We start from the raw sequence: 25,183 nt of genomic DNA on the forward strand, positions 1-25,183 counted from the left end.
GTCTTTTAGATCGGCGGTACTGACCACTTCTTACCTTCTTTTAAACACCCCGATTTAATACAAGTTTTTCTCTCTGATGTTTTTTAACGCTATCTAAAGCAGTTCTGGTCGAATATATCCTCACATCGTTTACTTAAAAATCTGCTGACCGAGTATCTGAATTTAGCTGGGTCACTTACGGTTTTGATTGCTGTCGCCATACAATAAAGTTCGAAACTTTACCTAGCTGAAGCCTTGATGGTTACGTTACAACAGATTCATCAAGTAACATTAAAGCTTGAAACTCACTTCTGGACAGAAACGTTTTAGCGACAGAGTCCTAACTAGTCTATTTGGGATTAGGAACCTTAGCTCTTGATGTCATAGTTGTTATACATTTTTTCTAGAGCTAAACGCCCCTTCGCCTTGTACTCGTGCATCAGTTCCCCAACCATAAGTTGATAATCAGGGTGACTTTTGAAACTGTAAGATACGAAAAATACTTTAGTGTTCTCGACTGAACTCAAGTTTCTGATTTCACCGACGTCGTTACCCACAACTAAACTAAATTTAATACCCGGTATGTAGAAAATATGATGGTGGTACCCTAATTTCTTTGATGATGTTGGGAAAGAGATCTTCGGTATAATATCCTCGTCAGAGTCTACATAAACAGCAAGGTATGCATTTTTTGGAAAACCTTGCTCCCCCAAAAGATAGCGACGAAATTCTTCTTGGTAATGTACACCAAGTGATTTTTGATTCGCGTTTTTTGCTACGGGCCATCCTGATGCACGCCAGATTATACTTGCAGCAAAATACAGGTACCTTTCAGTATTGGGAAACTCGCACTTTATGGGGTTAAACCACCTCTCACCACGAATACTTGCAAAGTGCTTTGCTTCATTGACTCGATGTAGAAGAGGAAATCTATCAGTGCCACTGTGACACTCTGAGACAACACTATTCTCTCCTAGGCGAGAAAACAGTGATTCACACTCAGCACAGAGAAAGTGTGCTGTTATTTGGAAATCAGTGTATACAGATGATTTGTCGTGACTTTGGTTTAATACCAAATCATCACCATCAAATGCGCCTTTTAGCTTTTTGTACAGAGCCTTTGGCATTAAATGACTATTTTTAAGCTCTTTATTCTCTAAACAAAGTCCGCATTTATCTAACTTCAAGTTACTACCTTTAATAAAATATGTAACAGTTTCAGCCGTGTTCTCAACTATGATGCCGCCTTTCACTTTTGAATTCAATTTACAATCAATTATTTAGTGATATATAAAATAGAATTCATAAATGGAGCATATCGATACAGGTAGAGCGCTGCTATTGGATAATTTGGGGTAGGGCAAAATCAAATTAATAGGAAGTGTATGAGCTTTAGCGCTAACTGATAACGGGGCATAAACGAGTTACCAGCACCAACTTTGTACTTCATAAGTATTGGCTCTGTTAATGAGAGTCGTCACTTCAATCTAATCCATTGCCTGCCGCAGGCTTTTGTGCAGATACAACTGCGAGACGCTGCAAGTACGTCCATGTAAGCTCTGCCAAAACATCCATGTTTTGGAAGCTCGCTGCTGCATCTACACTGGGTTTATTGTCTCTTCGATTTGACAGCATTGGTGAGAATTTAAAGAGCTAAAGCTAGTAGATCTTACATTTAAAAGATTCCATTTGAATTGAGGCAAGTAAAAAATTGCGTGAGTCCAGACATGGATAATGGAATGGACCCATCCACTTTTAATCGGCCTCGCAATGGGCCACGATGTAGTTGCTAAAACTCATCAGAAAGAGGACGGGTCCACTATGAACATTACTACAATTGGTCTTGATATCGCAAAGTCTGTTTTTCATTTTGTTGGCGTTAATAAAGCCGGAAAGCTTGTCAAAAAGAAGATAATTAAGCGAAAAGAGTTAGTACTTTTTCTTGCTCAAATAGAACCTTGTCTTGTTGTGATGGAAGCCTGTGGTGGCGCAAATTACTGGGCTAGAGAGTTTGAGAAAGTGGGTCATCAAGTCAAATTGATAGCGCCTCAGTATGTCGTGCCCTACAGACAGGGAAATAAGAATGACTATAACGATGCACTTGCGATAGCTGAAGCAGCGCAACGRCCTAACATGCGCTTTGTAGAACCAAAACCTATAGAACAACAAGATATTCAGATGTTGCATCGAATGAGAGAAAGGCTAAACAARCAATCGACAGCACTGATTAATCAGGTTAGAGGGATGCTTGCTGAGTACGGCATTATTATCACAAAAGGAAAAGCGTCTTTTAGGTCAAAGCTACCTGATATTCTAGAAAATGCTGATAACGAATTAACAGCCAGAGGCCGAAATATTTTCTATCAACTGTACGAAGAGTTTAATGATATTGAGCGAAGGCTTAAAGTTGTGACGTTCAAGTTCAACAAGAGATGAAGAACAATCAAGTATGCCAACGCATCAAGATCTTCATCAGATGTGTAGTTAACTAAGATTTGTGGATCTTGCTCGTTGCCCCATGGGTCATCTAGGTAGTCGTAAGAACCTGAGTTACCACCGTATAGCTCGCTCACACTTGGTGCACGGAAACCTGTTGCAGCAACAGTACGAAGCATTAAGTCGCCAGTTGCTTCATAAGTTAAACCGACTTTCCACGTTGCAGCGCTACCGAAAGTAGAGTAGTCATCGTAACGAAGTGCAAATTCACCAGTTAATTTATCAGTGAATGGTACGCTTACTTCTTGGTATACCGAGAATACGTCAAAGCTACCGTCAGTTGGGTCTTGTTGAGCAGCAGTACCTTCACCAGCTACAATGACTGGATCTGGATTGTAGTAACCACTTTCATGACGGTACTCAGCACCGATTGCGAAAGCAACTGCACCAGCATCTAAGTCAAATGCTTCACCACTGATCACACCAGCTACAACATGTTGCTCGTTACCACCAGTTGTCGTTTCAGTGTAGCTAACTGCATCAATCATTTCTTGGGTCATTGGGTCGCCACCAAACCATGCATCTTGATTAGCATAGATTGATTTTTCCATGTTCCCTTGGTGAATTGAATTATGTACCCAAGTGTCCGCTTCGTTTTTACCGTATGTGTATGACACATCCCAGTCCATACCAGTGTTAATATCTAACATGCCTGAAAGGCCAGCTGAAATACGGAAAGTATCTGTTTCTTGCTCGTAAACACGATTACCGACATCGTTCATACGCTTACGGTAGTTAATCATGCCTTCTTCATCAGCAGCAACGCCACCGTCAATCATAGCTTGATCAAGGGTAATACAATCGTCTTGCTTGATATTGTTTTCACAAACTTTTAAATCTAAGTTTGCTGGCTGTGCTGCCATCATTTGGTTTGACTTACGCTTAGTGTATAAGAAGTCACCAGAAAAAATGATGTCATCAGTCAGTTCTTGGGTACCGTTAGCAAAGAAGCTGTAACGCTTGTTCGGTGTTTGTAACCAGCTGTCTTGTGTGTAGTCATAGCCGTATTCACGGTCACCCCAAGTACCACTTTCAGGATCAAACTGCTTGCCGCCTAAAGTACCTTCTGGGATAAACGAACTCTCGCCCTGTTCTACCCAATCACGATCGCCCTGCATCACACCTTTACGCTCAGAGTAAGCTAAACCAAATGTGAAGTTACCGCCATCAGTGTTAAAACCGTATAAACCGCTTAACTCGATGTTTTCGCCGTCGCCTTCAGAAGTTGCGCCGCCATTAACATCAAATTGGAAACCTTCAAAATCTTTCTTAGTGATAATGTTCACTACACCAGCAATAGCATCTGAACCGTAAACAGCTGAAGCGCCATCTTTTAGGATTTCAACGCGAGCAATCATTGCTACTGGAATGGTGTTTAAATCAACAGCACTGTCAGCACCAGAACCTGAGTTAACCATACGACGGCCATTCAAAAGTACTAATGTTCTGTTTGAACCCATACCACGTAAATCAACTTGAGCAACACCGTCTGCGCCATTGTTAGTAGTAGAACCGGCTGCCATACCAGCCATTGCAGGTTGTGATTGTAAAATCTCATCTACTGAGTTGTAACCTTCCGCACGGATAGCACCTGCGTCAATAACGGTTACTGGCGATGCAGTTTCCATGTCTTGACGTTGAATACGGGAGCCCGTTACCGCAATTCTTTCTACGTTAGCTGATTCTTCTTCTGCATATGCGCTAACCGAGACTGCTGAAGCAGCAGAAACAGAGGCTAATAACGCCACGTTTATGCTGTTTGATAGTTTTGATCTTTTAATCATTTGTTGCTCCCTGGTGATATCTTTTCTTATTCTGTTTACGCAAATAAATAAGTATTTAATTTTGCGTTGGACTAGATACTGAATAACCAGAGATATTTCGTCAAACCACTAACTTGTAACTTTTGACCCATTATTTGTTAATAAAAATGCACTCAACTTGTAAAGTAAAATAAGTGATCAATCTCTCAAAACATCATTTAAATTTGTTTGCAGCTGAATAAACTGCCTCAATATGTATATTGCAGAATTATTATCTAGGACGTAAATAACATTTTTAAAACTTACCTAAACACAAAAGTGTGATCTGCATCACATAAATATATTGAACCATGACTCTATTAAATCAAATATCTTCAATTTCGGTACAGTTTTATAGTTTTTCGCAATTCAAAACACTGAAACATACGGTAGTACTGGCACTACGAAGGTTTGGTAAATAAGCTGATTAATTGAACAGGTTTATTAACGACAATAAACGGTAATTATTTTGGGTCAGTTGTTCTATTTGCCAAGCTCTATAAAGGCACATTAACCAACAAATCTTCACATAGCTTGAACAAGTAAGCCCTAGAGAACAAAATATTAACATTTGCCTTTTTTATAAAATTATCTGAATAAAGATTAATCAAACCCAAATGTTAATATTTTGGTTAATCTTATTTTGCATAGTTATTCATTTTATTTAGGCAATAAAAAAGGAAAGACTATGCTTTCCTTAGTGGTTTCGTTAACAAATTATTCTGCGGGCTTGATAATATTGAAGTGTTGATAAGCCCTATCGGTGGCAATACGACCTCTTGGAGTGCGCTGTATAAATCCTTGCTGTATTAAAAATGGTTCTAACACATCCTCAATAGTTTCTCTGTCTTCACCTATGGCAGCTGCTAAGTTGTCTAGCCCTACTGGCCCACCCATAAACTTATCAATAATCGCAAGTAACAATTTTCTGTCGAGGTAATCAAAGCCTTCTAAATCGACATCCAATAGATCTAACGCTTTTTTAGCGACCTCTTCAGTAACAAAGCCGTCATGCTTGACCTCAGCGTAATCTCTAACTCGCCTAAGAAGGCGATTGGCAATTCTTGGTGTACCACGGGAGCGTTTAGCAATTTCAAAAGCACCAGCTTCATCAATAGGTAATTCCATCACTTTTGCTGAACGCGTCACAATTGTGCAGAGATCTTTCACATTGTAGAACTCTAAACGCAGTGGGATACCAAATCTGGCTCTAAGTGGCGACGTGAGAGCACCAGCACGGGTTGTAGCTCCGATTAATGAAAATGGTGGTAAGTCGAGTTTTATTGAGCGAGCTGCTGGGCCTTCACCAATCATGATGTCCAATTGATAATCTTCCATCGCTGGATAAAGAATTTCCTCAACAACCGGACTTAAGCGGTGGATTTCATCAATAAACAGTACGTCACCGTGTTCAAGATTGGTCAGTAATGCAGCCAAGTCCCCTGCTTTTTCAAGCACTGGACCTGAAGTCGATTTGATATTAACGCCCATTTCATTAGCCACAATCATTGCTAACGTTGTTTTACCAAGACCTGGAGGGCCAAAGATAAGCATATGATCAAGTGCTTCTTCACGCTTAAGCGCTGCCTCAATAAACACCTTTAATTGAGCACGAGTATCATCTTGCCCAGTATAATCCTCCAACATTTTAGGGCGCATGGCTCTATCAATATGAACGTCTTGTTCAAATTCTTGTGGTTGGATTAAACGATCAGCTTCTATCATTACTGCCTCTTTATAACATCGACTTTAATGAGGCTTTAATTAACACCTCACTTGTCATTCCATCGCTATACGCACTCAATACTGCTTTGCTCGCCTGTGCAGGTTTGTAGCCTAGCGCGATTAATGCAGCAATGGCATCTTCTTCAGCATTATTTTCAACGACTGCAGGTTTATAGTTACTTTGCAGAGCAAACTCTCGCTCAGAACCCACTGAAGCTTCCAATAAACTCTTAAGTTTATCTCGCATTTCTACGACCAGTCTTTCAGCAGTTTTTTTACCAACACCCGGTAATTTCACTAAGGTAACAATATCATCTCGCTCTACACAATTAACAAATTCACTCGCTGTCATGCCAGACAAGATCGTTAGCGCAAGCTTTGGCCCCACGCCGTTGGTTTTAATCAGTAATCTAAATAGGGCTCTTTCTTGTTTAGTAATGAAGCCATAAAGAAGCTGCGCATCTTCACGCACGACAAAATGAGTGTATAGCATGGCTGATTGATTAAGTTCAGGTAACTCGTAGAAGCTAGTCATAGGAACTTGTAATTCGTAGCCCACACCGTTTACATCTAATACTATTTCTGGCGCTTGTTTTTCAACAACAAGTCCACTTAATCTTCCAATCATTTATAACGTCCGTATGTTCGGCTTTGGGCTTTACCGCCCATAGCAATTAAACTTTGAAAAGTATGGTGATGGCACACTGCAACACCTAATGCATCTGCAGCGTCAGCTTGCGGGGCCGCTGGCAGTTTAAAAATTTGCTGGATCATATGCTGAACTTGCTCTTTTTGAGCTCGTCCAGTGCCCACTACTGCACTTTTAATTTGTGTTGCACTGTACTCTGCAACAGGGAGATTGGCATTCATTGCAGCGACAATAGCTACACCGCGAGCTTGACCTAACTTCAGTGCTGAATCGGCATTTTTTGCCATGAATACCCGTTCAATGGCAAATTGATCAGGCTGGTATTGTTTGATAATTTCAGTAATACCATCAAATACCTGCTTTAAGCGCGTGGGTAAATCTTCTGCTGATGTTCGAATACAGCCACTGCCGAGATATCGCTGTTGCCTACCTTGGCATTGAATAACGCCATAACCCGTTATTCGTGAACCTGGATCAATGCCCAATATGATACTCATGGTTTAAGCCTTATCAATACAATCTTATCCAAGGGTTTCCATCACTTCATCAGAAATTTCAGCATTATGATAAACCTCTTGAACATCATCATGATCTTCTAAGTTATCAATAAGACGCATGAATTTTGCTGCAGTATCGGCATCTAATTCAGCCTTAGTACCAGCAATCATGGTCACTTCAGCATTTATAGCATCAAAACCTGTTGCATCTAAGGCATCTTTAACACTGCCAAATGCATCAGGCGTGGTCATAACATCAAATGCGCCGTTCTCATGAGTAATCACATCTTCAGCACCTGCTTCTAACGCTGCGTCCATTAACTCATCTTCATCAATGTTCGCATCATAAGAAATTACGCCAGATTTGGTAAACATGTAAGCAACTGAGCCGTCAGTACCTAAGTTACCACCAGACTTACTAAAGGCATTACGAACACCTGAAACGGTTCGATTTTTATTATCTGTCATGGTTTCAACCATAACAGCTGTACCACCCGGGCCGTAACCTTCATAAATAATGGTATCTAGCTGTTGGCCATCAAGTTCACCAGCTCCACGTTTAACAGCACGTTCAACGGTATCGCGTGTCATATTGTTCGATAAGGCTTTATCAATTGCAGCACGTAAACGCGGATTTGCATCTGGATCTGAGCCACCTTCACGGGCAGAAACCGTTAGCTCTCGAATAAATTTACTGAATAACTTGCCACGTTTTGCATCTTGAGCAGCTTTACGATGTTTAATGTTGTCCCATTTACTGTGACCAGCCATGGCAACTCCTTGAATATGTGTTTCAGTGTTTTTTTAGGCTACATAAAAACAGACCGAGGCAAAAGCCTCGGTTTGTGGGTTAACGCTTGTTATACAAACCATCTAGATTTGTAGATTGGCAAATTAACATTACTCGTCAGCAGCTGGTTTTTCTTGTGGAATAACGCTAATCCCTAAATCAACTAATTGTTGAGGGTTAGCAAAACCTGGAGCATTAGTTAACGGACAAGCCGCCGTTGTTGTTTTCGGGAATGCCATTACATCACGAATTGAACTTGCGCCTGTCATAAGCATAATAATACGGTCTAAGCCAAATGCTAAACCTGCATGTGGAGGCGTGCCATAACGTAATGCTTCAAGTAAAAAGCCAAACTTCTCGTTCGCTTCTTTTTCATCAATACCTAAAATACGGAATACCGCACTTTGCATGTCTGCATTGTGAATACGTACAGAACCACCACCTAATTCACAACCATTCAATACCATATCGTAAGCATCAGAAATTGCTGCACCAGGATGGGCTTCTAGCTCTTCAGCAGTTACGCCACGAGGAGCCGTAAACGGATGGTGAACTGCATGGTAACCACCATTGATTTTTTCGAACATTGGGAAGTCTACAACCCACATTGGGCGCCACTCGCCTTCTAGTAATTCGAAATCTTCACCGGCTTTAAGACGTAATGCGCCCATTGCTTCAGCCACAACGTTTGCTTTATCTGCACCAAACAGAATAATGTCGCCAGTTTCAGCACCGGTACGTGCGATAATTTGATTGACGATATCTTCGTTTAAGAATTTAAGTACTGGTGATTGAATACCTTCGATACCAGCAGATAAATCGTTAATCTTCATCCACGCTAAACCTTTAGCACCGTAAATGCCAGCATACTTAGTGTAGTTATCGATTTGCTTACGAGATAAAGAGGCACCTGTTGGGATACGAAGCGCAGCAACACGACCTTCTTCATCGTTAGCTGGACCACTAAATACAGCGAACTCAACGTCTTTCACTAAATCAGCTACATCAACAAGTTCAAGCGGGTTACGCAAATCAGGCTTATCAGAACCATAACGTGCCATTGCTTCTGCATATGACATACGCGGGAACTCACATAAATCAACATTCATCAAATCGTTGAATAAACCTCGAACCATAGTTTCGGTTTTTTCCATGACTTGCTCAGCTGACATGAAAGAAGTTTCGATATCAATTTGAGTAAATTCAGGCTGACGATCAGCACGTAAATCTTCATCACGGAAACATTTAACGATTTGGTAGTAACGGTCAAAGCCAGACATCATCAGAAGTTGTTTAAATAACTGAGGAGATTGTGGCAATGCAAAGAACTGGCCTTTGTAAGTACGGCTTGGTACTAAGTAATCACGCGCACCTTCTGGTGTAGCCTTAGTTAAGATTGGTGTTTCAATATCTAAGAAGCCACTATCATCTAAGAAACGACGCACTGCACTGGTTACTTTAGAGCGGAAAACTAAACGGTCAGCCATTTCTGGGCGACGTAAGTCAAGGTAGCGGTATTTTAAACGCTGCTCTTCACTGTTGTTTTGATGGTTATCCATACTTAAAGGAAGTGGCGCTGAAGTATTAATAATTGTTAGGGCTTGACCTAACACTTCAATTTCACCGGTTTTCATTTGTGCGTTGATTTGACTATCTGGTCTTGCACGCACTAAACCTTTAACTTGCACGCAGAACTCACCACGTAAGCTGCTCGCTACTTTGAAAACGTCTTCCAAGTCTGGATCGTAAACAACCTGAACAATCCCTTCTCTGTCACGAAGATCTAAAAATATAACACCACCTAAATCGCGGCTACGGTTAACCCAACCGACTAAGGTGACTTCTTGACCAAGATGAGACTTATTAACGTCTCCACAATAATGACTGCGCATTTAACTCTACCCTTTGTTCGGAAATAGGTGTCTAAAAAACAATTTATTTTGGCATTATATTAAAATAATGCAGGCAACTATAGCACTTATAATACGTCAAAAACGTGATTATTCATCGTGTACTACTTATTTGCACGGAAGTATCAATTAGTTTACTGCAATTGAACAGGCTTTAGGGAAAGTTCCCTTTATAACCGAGTAAAAAAACAGCAAACGATAGCATTTATTATATTTATTTCTTTTTAACTGTGACTGTTTATTAAAAGCTGTGTCGATCGCCACCTTGTTTTTTCACTTTATACATTTTTTTATCGGCGCTTTGCAGCAATGCAATCGCATCATCGCCGTCATCAGGAAATACAGCAATACCAATACTGGCATAGGTGACTAGTTTAATTTCCTCAACAGTGATTGGTTTAGATAAAACCTTAATAATATTATCCGCCACTTTAGCCGCGCATTCAGCACTATCTATTCTATTAAGTAAGATAACAAACTCATCACCGCCAAAACGAGACACAGTGTCTGACTTGCGCACAACTGATTTAAGAGCGGATGCAATATTGATTAAAAGAGCATCACCGATATGATGACCGTGCTGGTCATTGACACTCTTAAATTTATCTAAATCAATAAACAATAAAGCAAACTTAACCTGCTCTCGTTCATGAGCAGAAATGGCAACCGCTAATCTGTCATCAAGTAACCCGCGATTAGGCAACTTGGTTACTGGATCATGTTCAGCAACGAATTTAATTTTTTTCTCAGCAGTTTTTCTTAAAGCAATCTCTAACTTAAGACGTTTATTACCCAAAAATACAATAAAGGTAATCACACTGATGATAAGTAAACCTAGTAATACAATTTTGAACCATTTTTGGTATTTATCGGCTTCAGAACGCAAATCGACAGCGACCCATTTTTGGTACATTTGCTGCTGCTTGGTTTCATCAATGGTTTCTATTGCTCTATTGAGTAAAGGAACGATTTGTTTCAGTTTCGGGTAAACACCAATGTGACTTTTTTGTTCGGTTAAATCTGCAACTAGTGCCATTTTTAAATCAGGAAATTCACCTTCATTAAGCACATAAGCCAGCGTGACAACTTGTTCAATAAATAAATCTACACGACCAGAGGATACTGCCTCTAATCCTGCTTGCGTACTATCAACCAACACGATATCTAAACCAGGAAATTGCTGACGTAATAAGTTAATAAGGTTATAGCCTTTAACAACTGCAATACGTTTGCCATTGTATTGACTTAGATTAAATAGCGGCTGCTGAGTTAACGTGGTTGCAATCGCCCAAGGAGATGGCCAGTAGCCTTTAGTAAATTCAAGTGCGGGTTCACGATTAATATTTTTTGCCATACTACCGACTAAATGAATGCTACCGTTTTGCAGATCTTTATTAAGCTTATCCCAGTTTTGATATGCTACTGGAATGATATCGATACTAAGTTGAGCAGTAATGATGTCTATCACTTCTTTGTTAATACCTGAAAACTCGCCCAACTCATTTTGGTACTCCATTGGCGCCCATTGAGTTAAATATCCAAGTTTAATTGCCCCTAATGAGTCTAAATATTTCTTTTCTTTGTTACTGATAAATATTTGTTTATCGACAGTAGAGAATGTTCTATCAGCTTTATTTAATAGCCATTTTTGTTCGAGTTTAGCCATCTCAAAATCGCTAATAAGCTTAAACCCATTAGCGATACGCTCAGCAAGTTCAGCATCTTCTACCTTAGTCAGGTTATAAATTAGTGTATTAAAGTCGACCTTATTGAACTGATAAAACTCAGACCAAGATTTATGGTGCAATAAGTAATGAGATGTGTAGGCACTTGAAGCCACAAAGCCTGCTATATCACCATCACGACTTGCTTTAATTAATTGTTCCATAGAATCGTAATAACGGATCTGTGCTTTAGGTAATAGTTTTCTGAGTTCGATAATGTAAGGTGATGTGGCAAATAAACCGATGCGTTTGCCATCGATTTCACTTAATTCTTTGATTTCTTTGTTGTAGCTAAAAAATCGACTTTTAACAGAATAAAAGTGATTGGCACGATTGAGGCCAGTATTGATCTCTTCACTCTCTGGATAGCCAATATGCACATCGGCATGACCATCTTTAATTAATTTAATACTGCCATTCATATCGCTGGGTATGAAATCAATTGAGATGCCTGTTTTATCAGACCAAAGACGCCATAAATCTACGTAAAGACCATGGGGTAAACCATCTAAGCCAATATCGACAAAGGGCTCGACATTCATTTGCATGGCAATCAATAACCCGTTGGACTCACGGCGATAACCAAACCATCGTTTTTCAACTTCATCAATATGGCTATCAGGTATTTGATTAAATCCTTGGTTAAATTCAGCTAACCAGGTTTGATTTTGTTGTGCCACTGCGGGAGCTAATTCGATTTCTTTAATTAGGATGCGTGAAGATATATGAAAATTATTGGCTAGCTCTAGGTTAATAGGTACGCCTTGGTTATACCCTTGTATCGTTGCAAAAGCGTATAATTCGCCTCCCACCACAGCATCATATAAGGCTTGTTTTGTTTTAAAGTTTTTAAACGTCAGACTCGGTTCAATAGCAAGTAGGTCATCTTTGTGTGAAGTCCCTTCTATTATTCCAATTTTAAAAGGACGAATATCCTCAATACTTTTTTTATTCGCGATATCTTTATGAAGGTAGAGGTATGAGTTAAGTGAAGAGACTTGATCTCCATAGGAGAATAGTTGTTGCCTTTCTTCAGTGATTGCCATGCCAATATGGGCGTCAACGTCTCCATCAGTTAGAGCCTGTAAAGATTGCTTCCACTGCATGGGCTTAAATAACACTTTAATTCCAGTGACTGAAGACCACTCTCGCCACAAATCAACCATGACACCAGCAGGGTTACCTTTATCGTCAACAAACTGATAAGGATAAGCATCCTCACTCATCGAGATTGAGAGTGTATTTGGAATGGGTAGTGGTTCGGTTTGTTCAGCAGTCTCATTTGCTGCTGCAGGCCACATCAATAGAGTAAACAGTAAAAAAGTAAAAATAGTGCTAATTAACTTCAAGCGCGTTCCCTTGTGCTAAGTTTTTGAGCTAGTTTCTTTTGGCTAGCTTTTTGAGTTAATAGTCATATTGTTAGGGCCTGTTGATCTTTCAAGGTTGTTTTAATTATTCTAAACCACTTCCCTTTTAAGGTTGAAATATTGTTAATCAACCACAAGGCCATTTGTAAATGATTTTAATTATTTGTTCATCATACCGATTTATATCGACTATTTGACCAATTAGATTAAATATTTACCCTAAAATACGTAAATAAACAAAATAAAACAAAAAATTCCAATAGGATACTTGCTGCTATTTGATAGGATTGGCTAAAATGAAGATATGATTTTCTCAAGTTACCCCAGATGAACTCTCAACAAGATACAATTTACGCTGCAGCAACAGACAAAATATCCGATTTTCAATTTGATAATCGTGTTGCTGGTGTGTTTAACGACATGATTAGACGATCAGTTCCTGGTTATAACCAAATCATCAGCACCATTGGTGATTTTGCAGATCGTTATGTTACGCCTAAATCAAATATTTATGATTTAGGGAGTTCTCTAGGTTCTGCAACCTTAAGTATTCGTCGCCAAATAGAGCAACGCCAATGCAAAATTATTGCAGTAGATAATAGTGAATCCATGGTAGCTCGTTGCCAAGAGAACTTATCAGCTTATGTCAGTGATACAGATGTTGAATTAATTTGTGGTGATATTAGAGATATAGAAATTACCAATGCATCAATGGTAGTACTGAACTTTACCCTTCAGTTTTTGCCGGTTCATGATAGAGATGAGTTAATCACCAAAATATATCAAGGATTACTTCCAGGCGGAATTCTTGTAATTTCAGAGAAGTTAAGATTTGAAGATAACGTAATACAAACCTTACTCGATGAGCAGCATTTAGATTTCAAACGCGCCAATGGATATAGCGAATTAGAAATTAGCCAGAAACGCAGTGCACTTGAAAACGTAATGCGCCCAGACAGTTTATCCATGCACCAACAACGCTTCACTGATAATGGTTTTAGTCATTCAACAGTGTGGTTTCAATGTTTTAATTTCGCATCAATGGTGGCTATCAAGTGATCAGTTTCAGTTCCTTTTACCAACAAATTGCCGATTCTAGTCTTCAGCATTGGCTCGAAGAACTTCCAGCAATTCTAGGAAAATGGCAAAGAGAGCATAAACACGGCAATTTACCCAAATGGGAAAAAGTTCTTAACAAACTTCATTACCCAGCTCCAACCCATATTGATTTATATAATGGTGTAACAATTGGCGATGGCAGCCAACTTACAGCCGGTCAAACCGAAAAACTACAAAACTTACTCGGGTTATTTCAACCTTGGCGTAAAGGTCCTTTTTATATCCATGGTATTGAAATTGACACTGAGTGGCGCAGTGACTGGAAATGGGATCGTGTAAAAGAGCATATTTCACCATTAGATAACCGCACTGTGTTAGATGTGGGATGCGGCAGTGGTTACCATATGTGGCGCATGCTAGGTGCTGGTGCTAAACGTGTTGTAGGAATAGATCCTTCGCCGCTATTTTTATGTCAGTTCGAAGCAGTTAAACGTTTAGCTGGCAATGAACATCCAGTACATTTGTTACCCTTAGGCATTGAAGAACTTCCTCCATTAGATGCCTTTGATACCGTTTTCTCAATGGGCGTCCTTTACCATCGCCGTTCACCAATTGATCATATTTTACAACTACGTGATCAATTGCGCATGGGGGGTGAACTAGTATTAGAAACATTAGTCATAGATGGTGATGAAAATGCAGTACTTGTGCCCGAAGATCGTTACGGCAAAATGAATAACGTTTGGTTTTTACCCTCCGTTGATGCGCTCATGTTATGGTTAAAGAAGTGCGACTTCACTGATATACGTTGTGTTGATGTGGATATCACTTCAATGGCTGAACAACGCTCGACACAATGGATGAAGAATGAATCATTAGTTGATTATCTTGACCCAAATGATGTTAGTTTAACCGTCGAAGGATACCCTGCGCCAAAACGGGCAACGATTATAGCCATTAAAAACCAACCTAATCACGATCTAGTTTGATGCTATAACCCCATGAAACTATTAAAGAATAATGTTTAAAAATTCGCTTAGATTACAAAAACAGGAATTGTCATGTTAAAGCAGGTAATTATATTATCCGTCACCGCCGCATTAATATCAGGCTGTGCATCAAGTGAGAAAGTCACACCAGTTGGCAGTGAAGAATTAAGTGCAAACCTTGCCACTTCTCAAACTGCCATTATAGAAGCAATTAATGCGCAATGTGTCACTTCATCTACTGAGATCCAAAGTTTAAGTGCAGAAGTCAACGACCTAAAATTACAAATTACTGATGCCTTAGCTAAACAATCTAAAAAAATGAATGACGATGCTGCAGCGCTCGCTCAACTTAGTGAGCCACCTCAGTGTCCAGAGTCTGTTGTTTCAGACAAGATAGTACTCGGGGAAGTTGAACACGTTTATATAGACGAATTAAAAGCTTCTTTTGAAACACGTATCGATACTGGTGCTGAGTCATCATCATTAGATGCAAGAAACATCGTGCTATTTGAACGCAATGGAGTTCAGTGGGTACGTTTTGACGTGATGACAAATGGTGCTGATCAACCAGGTAATACCTTTGAGCACAAAGTTGAACGTTTTGTTCGTATTAAACAAGATTCTGATTTACCTGACGATCGCCGTCCAGTTATTCATGCTCATCTAAAAATAGGCCAATATGCCGCTGAAACCGACTTAAACTTAACTGATCGTAGTCATCTTGAGTTCCCGTTATTACTGGGTCGTAAATTTATGAAAGACATTGCTGTCGTAGATGTCGGTCAAATCTACGTTCATGGTAAACAACCTCAAACAGAAACAACTAAAGAAGCTAAATAGGAATTCAAATGCATTCTCGTAAGCCATTTTTTATCTTTGTTGCCCTACTTTTCATTTCAGGGATTACTGCGAGTATCTATCGTAGTGTTGAACATAACGTACCTTTCTTTCCAGGCGAGCAAGTTCAAAGCTGGTCAGTTGAAGCAAAAGTTATGTTCAACGGCACCAACAAGCCAGCAGAAGCTTCGCTTTCATTACCTCAAGATCCGGCGTTTGACGTTTTAGCTGAAAACGCGACTTCAGCGGGATATGGATTAAATATTTCTGAGGGTGAGGACCGCCGCGCAGTTTGGTCAATTCGGGAGGCATCAGGTCGTCAATCTTTATACTATCGCGTCACGCTAGTCCCTACTGGTCAATTACAAGTTGATGCAGAAGAAGAGCCAGCTACTCCAGAGCCTTACTTATGGCAAGTTACAGAACGTGGCGCTGCCGAGCAAATTATTAATCAAGTGTGGGAAAGAAGCGCAAATAACATTTCTTACGCTCAACAGTTAATGGATGTGATTAACGATAGCAATCAATCACAGAACCTTGCTTTGCTGTTGTCAGTTAATTCTCGTACTCAACTCTTTCTACAAATGCTGCAATCAAAGGGCGTTCCTGCAAAGCAAGTGAGTGGTTTAATGCTTGAAGATCAGCGCCGTCGTCAGCAGTTGAATCCATATGTACAAGTTTACCAAGACGGTGAATGGGTTTTATTTGATGTTGAAAACAACAAACAAGGTCGCCCTGAAAACTTAGTCCTATGGCAGCACAACAGCATGTCAGTGCTCGATGTTATTGGCGGTAGTAATTCACAAGTCAATTTTTCAATGCTGCAAGAAACACGTTCTGCATTGGCTACATCAATTGATATGATGATGAACACTGATTCATTAGACTTTTCTTTGTATCAACTGCCTCTAGAAGAGCAAAGTACTTTTAAAGGGATTTTATTGATTCCTATTGGTGTACTCGTTGTGGTGTTCTTAAGGGTTATTATTGGTATTAAAACATCTGGTACTTTCATGCCAGTGTTAATCGCCCTCGCCTTTATTCAAACCACGTTGTTAACTGGTTTAATCGGCTTTTTACTGATTGTTGCATTTGGTTTGATGATCCGTTCTTACTTATCACAGCTTAACCTTTTGCTCATATCCCGAATATCCGCGGTGATCATCGTGGTGATATTCATCATTGGACTGTTTACGCTTATTTCCTACAAATTAGGGTTAAGTGAAGGACTGACCATTACTTTCTTCCCAATGATCATTCTTGCGTGGACAATTGAGCGTATGTCTATTTTATGGGAAGAAGAAGGTCCAAAATCAGTATTCATGTCTGGTGGTGGCAGTTTATTTGTCGCAACTTTAGCTTATCTTGCAATGAGCAATACTTGGATCCAGCATTGGGTGTTTAATTTCTTAGGTATCCATTTAGTTATCTTAGCATTGGTGTTAGTCATGGGTCAGTATACTGGTTATCGCCTAACTGAACTTAAACGCTTTAAGCCTTTGGCTGAGGAAAAGTAATGAAAAATTACGCTTGGCCTTGGGAATTACGTCGTAATGGCGTATTGAATATGAATAAGCGCAATATCGATTACATTGGCAAATATAACCAACGCAAATTTTACAAACGCGTTGATGATAAGCTCATTACTAAACAATTAGCTTTAGCCAATGATATTGCTGTTCCCGACTTAATTGGTGTTGTTGAAGAGCAACATAAAATTAATGAAATACCGCAAATGGTATTAGGCAGAACCGGTTTTGTGATTAAACCAGCTAAAGGTTCTGGTGGTAAAGGGATCTTAGTAATAACCCATGTTGAAAATGGTCGTTATTACAAGCCCAATGGCGATGAAGTTACCCCAAATGAAGTTTATCGACATGTTTCGAATATCTTAAGTGGTTTGTTTTCACTGGGTGGTATTCCTGATGTAGGACTTGTTGAGGGTTTAATTGAGTTTGACCCTGTATTTGATGGTTTCAGTTATGAAGGTGTCCCTGATATTCGTTTAATCGTCTTTAAGGGCTACCCTGTTATGGGCATGCTTCGCTGTTCAACTGCGGCATCAGATGGTAAGGCAAACTTACACCAAGGTGCTGTAGGTGTCGGTTTAGATATTGCCACTGGCAAAAGTTTATACGCAGTGCAATTTGATAAACCTGTGCTCACTCATCCTGATACCAATTATGAGCTGTCACAAATTCAAGTGCCTAACTGGGATGTATTATTACATACTGCATCTAGCGCATATGAAATGTGTGAGCTTGGTTATTTAGGCACAGACATGGTGTTAGATAAAGCCCGTGGCCCATTACTGTTAGAGCTAAATGCTAGACCTGGTTTAGCGATTCAAACCGCTAATGGCAAAGGCATTTTAGGTAGACTTAAACATGTAGAAAGCCTTAAAGGGCCGACGTTATCAGTGGAAGATCGTGTCGCTTATGCAAAGAAGCATTTTTGTAGTAATCCTAACTTTTAGTCTTTTAGCAACTGCTTCGGCAGTTGCTAACCCTCTAAATTTATTTATTCAGCAATGCCTTCGCTATCAGCCTTCGCTCGCCGAATTAGATTTATCACAGCCTGTTGCAAAACAGGCTGTTCAATTTGAACAGCTCACCCTAGGCTTTAATAACATCAATGACCGTCTCAATTATTATCGCGACTTAGCATCAAGTAGTCAGCGAGAAAGTATTTTAATGTGTCAGTTACATTTAGCGGATGAACTACAAGTTATTCTTAACGACGCTAAACTCGAACAACTCATTAGTAATTTATCAAACGCAGAAAGCCCCTATTCATCTTTAGCGTTAAAACTTGCATCGATAAAACAACGTCAACTGGACATCAATACCAAGGCTAAACTTCACAATGCTCAAGCCACTATCAGAAGAAACCTAAGTAACAAACAACTTAAGATTGTATTTAACGATGAAGAATGTGCTTTAGATACTGCTGTCAGTTCTAGCTCTAGCTCTAGCTCTAGCAATAATGAAACTTCACCTCTAGTCCCAAAAAATATTGAAGTCACTTTAGCCAAATATCTCATTTTACAGCCAAAAGAATCATGTCGAAAAAGTGCTTGGTTAGCCTATCAATCAAGAGCAAAAAATCTAAACAGCACATCTTTAAATATTGTCAAACAACTGAAAAAAGAAAGCATTCTCGATGCGTTAGATTCTCATCTTCTTGATATTGAGTCGTTAGATGATTATTTACAGCAACAAACTATCAATATTAATGTCGCGCCTTGGAATATCGGCCAAAAGCTTAAATCATTACCCCATGAGAAATATACAGGTACAACTTCAGCGTTAAGTTTACTCGATAAGCTTTTTGAACAACTGCAATTGCTGGGAATTAAGATTGAGCCTATACACTTTAGTGAAGAACATGTTATATCTTCGCAGAATTTACCAGCACAAACGAATACTGCACCTGAAACTGGAACTGAATCTGGAACTGGAACTGCCAAAAACGCTGAAACAAAAACAGCTTCGAAAACCGAAGATAAGCTAAATGAAACTAGCGACACAATTGGCAATCGTATTTATCGAGTCTGGCATCAAAAACGTTTATTAGGTGAACTTTATGTCACTTCTACACAGAGAACAGCTTCACACATCATTCGGTATCCTGTGATCGGACACCAATATGGTCAAGCAAATATCAGTTACTCAAAGAAAATTACTAACAGAAGACAAGCTGATAAACTGATAAAGGTCACAGCAGAAGCCGTAGCAGGGTTAGCTCGAGGGAATAAGTTTTATCTAAATAATAAACAAGGCGTTTCAGTTGATAATCATCAACTTGGTACACTTTGGCTAACGCAGTTTTTACGACAAGCCTACGCGCAAACGCTTTCTGAGCGTGAACAAGTTGCCAATGCTTACCGCCAACAGTTACGGATATTCCGTGCTAAAGTCATTTTAGACTTTTACCTTAATGAATCTAACAATCATCAGAAACTTGCATTAGCATTTGAAAATAGTTTTGATCAACAATGGCAAAATGCTGCTGATTTTGCTTTTAGCTTTAACGGCATTGCAAATGAAGGCATAGATTATTATTTGCCGCTTTGGCATCAAAGTCTTGTTAGTATCATTTTTGATGCAAGTAAACCTTCAGTAACAGAACGTCAAGTTTTTGATATTTTTGTAGTTAATGAAGATAATTTAACCCTAATTGAACAAATGATCATTATACTTAGTGCACCCAATGATCCATCATCAATCATCAGGAGAGCCTTCAATGTTGGCCATTCGCAAAATTAAATCATTATCGTGTCTCGTAGGGTTATCGTTAATGATGTCATCAGCAAGCATCGCTGCTGAAAAGAGTCAAACATCTTCGTCGACTCCATTAACACATCAAGAAGTAAGAAGCGCGATTCAGGTTAACCTTGAACAAAATATGTATTCTCTTCCACCTCGGATCCAAGGCCATTATGGCTTAAGAATGTATCGCATGACTGGAGAGGAAAAATACACAAATGCAGCACTTATCGATCTAATTACCATTACCGAACGACAAAATTACTTTGCTTGTAATATTGATGAACCTAAATTTATTGAACAACAAGCGGATAAAGCCATTAGTGTTTTAGGAAAAGGTCCACGTGCCAAAGCGCGTAAAAAAGCCTTAAAGCCCTTCCCAGAGTTTATATTCTATAGCGATATTTTATTACGATATTCAAGCCGCATAGACGAATTAGGCTTTATGGGTCCTTGTCACGAGCAGATGGTTAAAGCATTAAAAGCTTATGATCTTAAACCTGCCCTTACTGATCCAAAAATGATTAAATCTTGGGCCGCACAATTAATAAACTACGCATATTGGGCAGAGCAGCTTGAAGTCGGTAATTATGTTGAAGATTACAAAAAGGCCTTTATCGCTGCTTACCCGGATGATGAAGATAGTGAGCTTGATAAAAAACAATTCCAAAACAAGCTATACGGCATGACTCACTTTATCTTTGCAGCAAGTGGTTATTACCAACAAGAAGTGAGTGCTAAAGAGTTCAAATGGATCTTAGACTATTTTGATAACAACATTGATCGCATTCTCAAAGATGCCACTGACGATATCATCGCCGAAGTTGGTATTAGCTTTTATTTAACAGGCCAACGCGATCATCAAGTGATTAAAAAGACCCAAAATCATATTGCAGCATCGTTTAGCCCTGAGTATCAGCTAATTCCTTCTCCTCGAGGAAACCCTGATATGGTAATGGGTGAGCATCGAAACGTGCTAGCTATGATGCTTTTAGACTGGCCAGAAACACTGCATCAAGGTCCATACCTTGCTGAAACTAAGGCGACAAAAAAATACTTACCAGTACAGGTAACGCCTAAGAAACTCGAGAAAAACTAACTAATAAGGGGCGTAATGACTTACGCCCTTTTCAATCTTCCTCTCTAAGTGACTAAGGTACATGAATTTAATATGAGCAGAGCAAAATCAACTTTAGAACAATGGCGCATCATTCAGTCAGTAGTCGATTTTGGCGGTTATGCACAAGCCGCAGAAAAGCTCAATAAAAGTCAATCTTCCCTTAATCATGCTGTGGCTAAATTACAAACACAATTAGGCATTCAGCTTCTTGAGGTTAAAGGTCGTAAAGCATACCTTACTGAGCAAGGTGAAGTCTTACTCCGCCGTTCTCGTCATTTAACTCAAACCGTTGATGAGCTTGAACAATTAGCCAATAATTTAGGTGAAGGATGGGAACCTAATTTAACGATTGCTCGTGAAATTATTTACCCAATGCACTATTTGGTTGATGCATTAAAAGCATTTTTACCCCATAGCCGTGGCACTCGAGTGACTATTATCGACTCGGTTATGACGGGTACCCATGAGTTAATCTTAAATAATGCTGCTGATATTGCTATATGCGGGATCCCTGCCAAAGGGCATATTGCAGAGCCTATTTGTGAGTCTGAATTATTTTTGGTTTGCAGCCCTTCGCATTCATTAGCAAAGCAGAAAGTCATCGCTGACGAGCAAGCACTGGCTCAATACCTTCAAGTTGTTATCAAGGATACCGCAACTCACAAAACTGCTGATACAGGCTGGCTTAAAGCTGAGCAACGTTGGACAGTTTCAAATTTTCACGAAGCAAAAAATATCTTAAAAACTGGTATTGGTTTTTGTTGGGCTCCGGCATATCTAGTTGCAGATGATATTGCGAAAGGTGAATTACAAAGGTTAATCTTAAAAGGCAGTAAGAGTCGTATGATCCAACTTTCCTTACTTGTCCCTAATCGAGATAAACAGGGACCTGCATCTAAACTGCTAGAATCGCTTATCTTAAAGCAGCACGATATAAACCATTGCGTGGAATCAATAGAAGAGTCTCATATTTGAATATTTAAAGTCTAAGAAGCTCAGGAGTAAATGAGTTAGGAAAAACTTATTGGGTTCGAGTCGAGGTTTGAGTTGAGGTTTGGGTTTTAGGATCGAGTTTGGCTTTAGTTTCGGCAGTAGAGAAGATAAATTAAACGGCAATATTTATCGGAGTGTATAGTTGTCCTTGCTGTGATTCGGTTTCACCACTTGATTCATTAGTTTGGTTAAAAGGATAGCTTGGGGTAAAGCCTTGATCTTCAAAAAGCGCTAAGTGCTGAGCTAAATCATTAATCTGCTTGGTATCTTCGGTACTGATAATTTTTTCTTGTCTTTCTGTAGTTAATTCTTTCTTTGCCTCATTCATTTTTTGCACAGCTTCGTTTGCTACTTGTATGTCTGCCATAGAAGGTTGAACTGGCGCCATAGCTGCTGCATAAACTTTTTGCATTTTGTTGAAGGTTGCCTGCGCATCACCTTCAATCACACCAACATCGATGCTCACTTCCCCTTCTACCGCATAGCGTTTACCATCGGGCCCTTTCTCATAAGTATACTGAGGCGATTGGGCATAACTACCACCGACAGCTTTATGAGCTTGTTCATGAGTTTTAACTTCAGCATCTCTAGCTGATAACTCTTTAACAATTTCTGCGTCAACCTCAGCTTGATGCTTTGCCTCTTGCTCTTGTTGCGACTTTTGTTGTTCTTGCTGTGCTTGTTTCTCTTGTTCAGTTATCTGTTGATTGTTAACTTGCTCGTCAACTTTTGCTTCAGCCTGATCTGCATTTTCTGCTTCATTAATGCCGTTAGTGTCTTCAGCACCGGCATTTTCTTGTTTAGGGACTATTTGCTCACTCAAACTGGCTTCAGTGGTTTTTGCCTCTGGTAAACTCATATTTGTTGAAACGCTTTGATTAGCCCCATTAAGAGAATGGTTAACGCGCTCACTAGTAACTGAACTTGCACTTGCACTTGCACTTGCACTTGCACTTGCACCATTTAAGGCCACGCTAACTGAGCTATGCTGCATCGATGCTGATAAACCCAATACAGAAGCTGCACCAGTTTTCATATTAAACTGAGCTGACATTTGGTTTGAGCTGTTTACAGTCACTTTTTTAGCAACGCTTTGATTATTTGCAAGTAGACTGGATTGGGAGTTTAAAAGTTGTGCGTTATGACTGGATAATGGCCGAGAGGCTTTTTGAGCCTGTGAATTTGAAATATGGCTATTAGTATTAGCTTTAGATTGAGTATTAGTGTTGGCTTGAGTATTAGTGTTGGCTTGAGTATTAGTGTTGGTTTGAGTTTTAGTACTGATATTATGATTATTCGACTGACCAATAGCGCGATCAACACTAAGGCTAGGTGAAGAACCTAGTCCTTGAGATGCTGTCTGGCCATGAATATTCATATTTAAGTGATGTTCATATTTAAATGATAAGAGGCTTTAATCGAAATCAGTTTCAATCGAATATCAAACTGATAAATCGATAATCGTACCTATATTTTCAGAGGCAACATCGATGACCTCAGCTGATGCTTGAGCTTGTGTTACAGCTTGTTCTGCATCAATTAACGCAGAGACTTTATCACTAATCCCACTCGCTTGAGAGCTCAGTGTAACCGTGTCCTGCTCAACCTTGACCGGAGTTGAAGTTGTAGGTTCTGGCGCAGCTACTGCTGTTGTTGCTTGTGCTAAGTCATTTTGAGCACTTTGTAAGCCTTGCACTCCCGAGTTTGCCGCAGTTGGTATTTGCATTTCATCACTCCTTGGTAAGTAAAGCTAACCTAATAAATGACCCCTTAGCTAGCTACTTCTAATCGATTAATTATCATCCAAGTTCTGTATTTTGTACAGTAATTCAATCAGGAGTTTACAGCGTCATTAATACCAAGCGCTTTCCCAATCCTTCCAAACAGGGCTTAAACCTTTTAGTTTCATTTTATCAATCACTTGATTCACACTTCTATCATCACTGATTTCAAATTGATCTAATTGCGAATTTGGGTTTTGATAACCTCCAGGCTCGGTTGAGCTACCTGCACTGATATTAGTTACACCTAGTGGCATCAAATTATCACGAAACTCAGGGGTTTCTCTGGTAGACAAACTGATTTCCAATTGCGCATTAAACAACCTAAACGCACAAATCATTTGTACTAGACCTTCATCAGTTAATTCGACTTTTGGGCTCACACCACCCGTACATGGTCTTAATCTTGGAAGAGAAATACTGTAACGAGTGCGCCAGTAGCGTTTTTCAAGATAAGCTAAATGATAACCCATAATGAGCGCATCAAGTCGCCAATCATCAAGCCCCAACAGCACACCCAAACCAATTTTATCAACACCTGCGGCGGCAACACGATCTGGTGTTGCTAAACGATAACTAAAATCTTGTTTCTTACCTCGTGTATGGTGCTTTTTATAAGTGCTTGGTTGATAGGTTTCTTGATACACCATCACAGCATCTAACCCTAATTCAACCAGCGTTTGATACTCTGACTGAGATAAAGGCTGAACTTCAATCGCAACATAACTGAATTGCTGTTTTACCAAAGGTAAAACATGTTTAAAGTATTCGATGCCCACTTTGGTTTCATGCTCTCCAGACACCAGTAATATCGAATCAAATCCCCGTTGTTTAATAATGTTCATTTCAGCTAGTAATTCAGCATCTGAAAGGGTTTTACGCTTCAGTTTATTACTCATAGAAAAGCCGCAATAATCACATTCATTGGCGCATAAGTTTGAAAGATAAAGCGGCAAATATAAGCCAATATTTGCACCAAAACGCTGCCTAGTAATCTGATAAGCCTTTTGAGCCATTTGTTCAATATATGGCTTTGCAGCTGGCGATAATAATGCCATTAAACTATCAAGGTTACCGCTAGGAAGATTAATCGCACGTTCAACATCTACGGCTTTAGATGCATATAGGCGCATGGACAAATCATCAAGGTTTAGCTGTTTAAATTGTTCGACAAAACTCATTAGTGGCCTAAACCTT

General features: G+C 39.5%; 18 protein-coding genes and 2 pseudogenes. 9 read left to right on the plus strand and 11 right to left on the minus strand.

Features of this window, described 5'->3' with window-relative positions:
- Positions 1–347: 347 nt before the first annotated feature.
- Positions 348–1,244: a hypothetical protein gene (locus FNZ24_RS10955; protein WP_153914522.1), complete on the minus strand. Its 897-nt coding sequence runs from the start codon at positions 1,242–1,244 to the stop codon at positions 348–350.
- Positions 1,245–1,800: 556 nt separating this feature from the next.
- Between FNZ24_RS10955 and FNZ24_RS10960 the strand changes: the two are divergent.
- Positions 1,801–2,444 (plus strand): annotated as a pseudogene (locus tag FNZ24_RS10960) (IS110 family transposase); the annotation flags it as partial.
- Here the strand turns inward: FNZ24_RS10960 and FNZ24_RS10965 are convergent.
- The 7 genes and pseudogenes from FNZ24_RS10965 to FNZ24_RS10995 all read right to left on the minus strand — a co-directional run.
- Positions 2,442–4,259 (minus strand): annotated as a pseudogene (locus FNZ24_RS10965) (TonB-dependent receptor plug domain-containing protein); the annotation flags it as partial. The pseudogenes FNZ24_RS10960 and FNZ24_RS10965 sit on opposite strands and share 3 nt — an antisense overlap.
- A gap of 735 nt (positions 4,260–4,994) precedes the next feature.
- Positions 4,995–6,002 (minus strand): Holliday junction branch migration DNA helicase RuvB, encoded by a 1,008-nt coding sequence (ruvB, locus tag FNZ24_RS10970; RefSeq protein ID WP_153914525.1) that lies wholly within the window; start codon positions 6,000–6,002, stop codon positions 4,995–4,997.
- Between the two features lie 10 nt (positions 6,003–6,012).
- Positions 6,013–6,630, minus strand: a complete 618-nt coding sequence (gene ruvA / locus FNZ24_RS10975) for a Holliday junction branch migration protein RuvA (protein ID WP_153914526.1) — start codon at positions 6,628–6,630, stop codon at positions 6,013–6,015.
- Positions 6,627–7,148 carry a crossover junction endodeoxyribonuclease RuvC gene (ruvC, locus tag FNZ24_RS10980; protein ID WP_153914527.1) on the minus strand — a complete coding sequence of 174 codons (522 nt, stop codon included), beginning with the start codon at positions 7,146–7,148 and terminating at the stop codon, positions 6,627–6,629. Before ruvC ends, ruvA begins: the two co-directional genes overlap by 4 nt.
- 24 nt (positions 7,149–7,172) lie before the next feature.
- Positions 7,173–7,919 (minus strand): YebC/PmpR family DNA-binding transcriptional regulator, encoded by a 747-nt coding sequence (locus FNZ24_RS10985; protein ID WP_153914528.1) that lies wholly within the window; start codon positions 7,917–7,919, stop codon positions 7,173–7,175.
- Between the two features lie 129 nt (positions 7,920–8,048).
- Complete coding sequence (gene aspS, locus FNZ24_RS10990) at positions 8,049–9,830, minus strand: aspartate--tRNA ligase (protein WP_153914529.1); 1,782 nt, start codon at positions 9,828–9,830, stop codon at positions 8,049–8,051.
- Positions 9,831–10,089: 259 nt separating this feature from the next.
- Positions 10,090–12,921: a diguanylate cyclase domain-containing protein gene (locus tag FNZ24_RS10995; RefSeq protein WP_153914530.1), complete on the minus strand. Its 2,832-nt coding sequence runs from the start codon at positions 12,919–12,921 to the stop codon at positions 10,090–10,092.
- A gap of 345 nt (positions 12,922–13,266) precedes the next feature.
- Here FNZ24_RS10995 and cmoA point away from each other — a divergent pair, with 345 nt between their 5' ends.
- The 8 genes from cmoA to FNZ24_RS11035 all read left to right on the plus strand — a co-directional run bounded on the left by cmoA (position 13,267) and on the right by FNZ24_RS11035 (position 22,187).
- Complete coding sequence (cmoA, locus tag FNZ24_RS11000) at positions 13,267–13,998, plus strand: carboxy-S-adenosyl-L-methionine synthase CmoA (protein WP_153914531.1); 732 nt, start codon at positions 13,267–13,269, stop codon at positions 13,996–13,998.
- The gene (cmoB, locus tag FNZ24_RS11005) at positions 13,995–14,987 is read left to right on the plus strand and encodes a tRNA 5-methoxyuridine(34)/uridine 5-oxyacetic acid(34) synthase CmoB (RefSeq protein WP_153914532.1); all 993 of its coding nucleotides are present in this window, start codon (positions 13,995–13,997) and stop codon (positions 14,985–14,987) included. Before cmoA ends, cmoB begins: the two co-directional genes overlap by 4 nt.
- A gap of 72 nt (positions 14,988–15,059) precedes the next feature.
- Positions 15,060–15,827: an ATP-dependent zinc protease gene (locus FNZ24_RS11010; RefSeq protein ID WP_153914533.1), complete on the plus strand. Its 768-nt coding sequence runs from the start codon at positions 15,060–15,062 to the stop codon at positions 15,825–15,827.
- Positions 15,828–15,835: 8 nt separating this feature from the next.
- Complete coding sequence (locus tag FNZ24_RS11015) at positions 15,836–17,341, plus strand: inactive transglutaminase family protein (RefSeq protein ID WP_153914534.1); 1,506 nt, start codon at positions 15,836–15,838, stop codon at positions 17,339–17,341.
- Entirely contained in the window at positions 17,341–18,300 is a 960-nt protein-coding gene (locus FNZ24_RS11020; protein WP_153914535.1) for an alpha-L-glutamate ligase-like protein, read from the plus strand. The genes FNZ24_RS11015 and FNZ24_RS11020 overlap by 1 nt, the downstream gene beginning before the upstream one ends.
- Positions 18,263–20,092, plus strand: coding sequence for a hypothetical protein (locus tag FNZ24_RS11025; RefSeq protein ID WP_153914536.1), 1,830 nt, complete (start codon positions 18,263–18,265; stop codon positions 20,090–20,092). Before FNZ24_RS11020 ends, FNZ24_RS11025 begins: the two co-directional genes overlap by 38 nt.
- Complete coding sequence (locus tag FNZ24_RS11030; RefSeq protein WP_153914537.1) at positions 20,070–21,191, plus strand: DUF3541 domain-containing protein; 1,122 nt, start codon at positions 20,070–20,072, stop codon at positions 21,189–21,191. The genes FNZ24_RS11025 and FNZ24_RS11030 overlap by 23 nt, the downstream gene beginning before the upstream one ends.
- A 72-nt stretch (positions 21,192–21,263) precedes the next feature.
- The gene (locus tag FNZ24_RS11035) at positions 21,264–22,187 is read left to right on the plus strand and encodes a LysR family transcriptional regulator (protein WP_153914538.1); all 924 of its coding nucleotides are present in this window, start codon (positions 21,264–21,266) and stop codon (positions 22,185–22,187) included.
- A 130-nt stretch (positions 22,188–22,317) separates the two neighbouring features.
- Here the strand turns inward: FNZ24_RS11035 and FNZ24_RS11040 are convergent, their stop codons facing one another.
- The 3 genes from FNZ24_RS11040 to thiH form a co-directional block, all read right to left on the minus strand.
- A complete protein-coding gene (locus tag FNZ24_RS11040; protein WP_153914539.1) occupies positions 22,318–23,583 on the minus strand; it encodes a putative metalloprotease CJM1_0395 family protein in 1,266 nt (421 codons plus the stop codon).
- A 63-nt stretch (positions 23,584–23,646) separates the two neighbouring features.
- Positions 23,647–23,931, minus strand: a complete 285-nt coding sequence (locus FNZ24_RS11045; protein WP_153914540.1) for a chemotaxis protein — start codon at positions 23,929–23,931, stop codon at positions 23,647–23,649.
- Between the two features lie 126 nt (positions 23,932–24,057).
- The gene (thiH, locus tag FNZ24_RS11050; RefSeq protein WP_153914541.1) at positions 24,058–25,167 is read right to left on the minus strand and encodes a 2-iminoacetate synthase ThiH; all 1,110 of its coding nucleotides are present in this window, start codon (positions 25,165–25,167) and stop codon (positions 24,058–24,060) included.
- Positions 25,168–25,183 lie beyond the last annotated feature (16 nt).

The organism is Shewanella sp. TC10 (assembly GCF_009663145.1).
Lineage (GTDB): Bacteria > Pseudomonadota > Gammaproteobacteria > Enterobacterales > Shewanellaceae > Shewanella.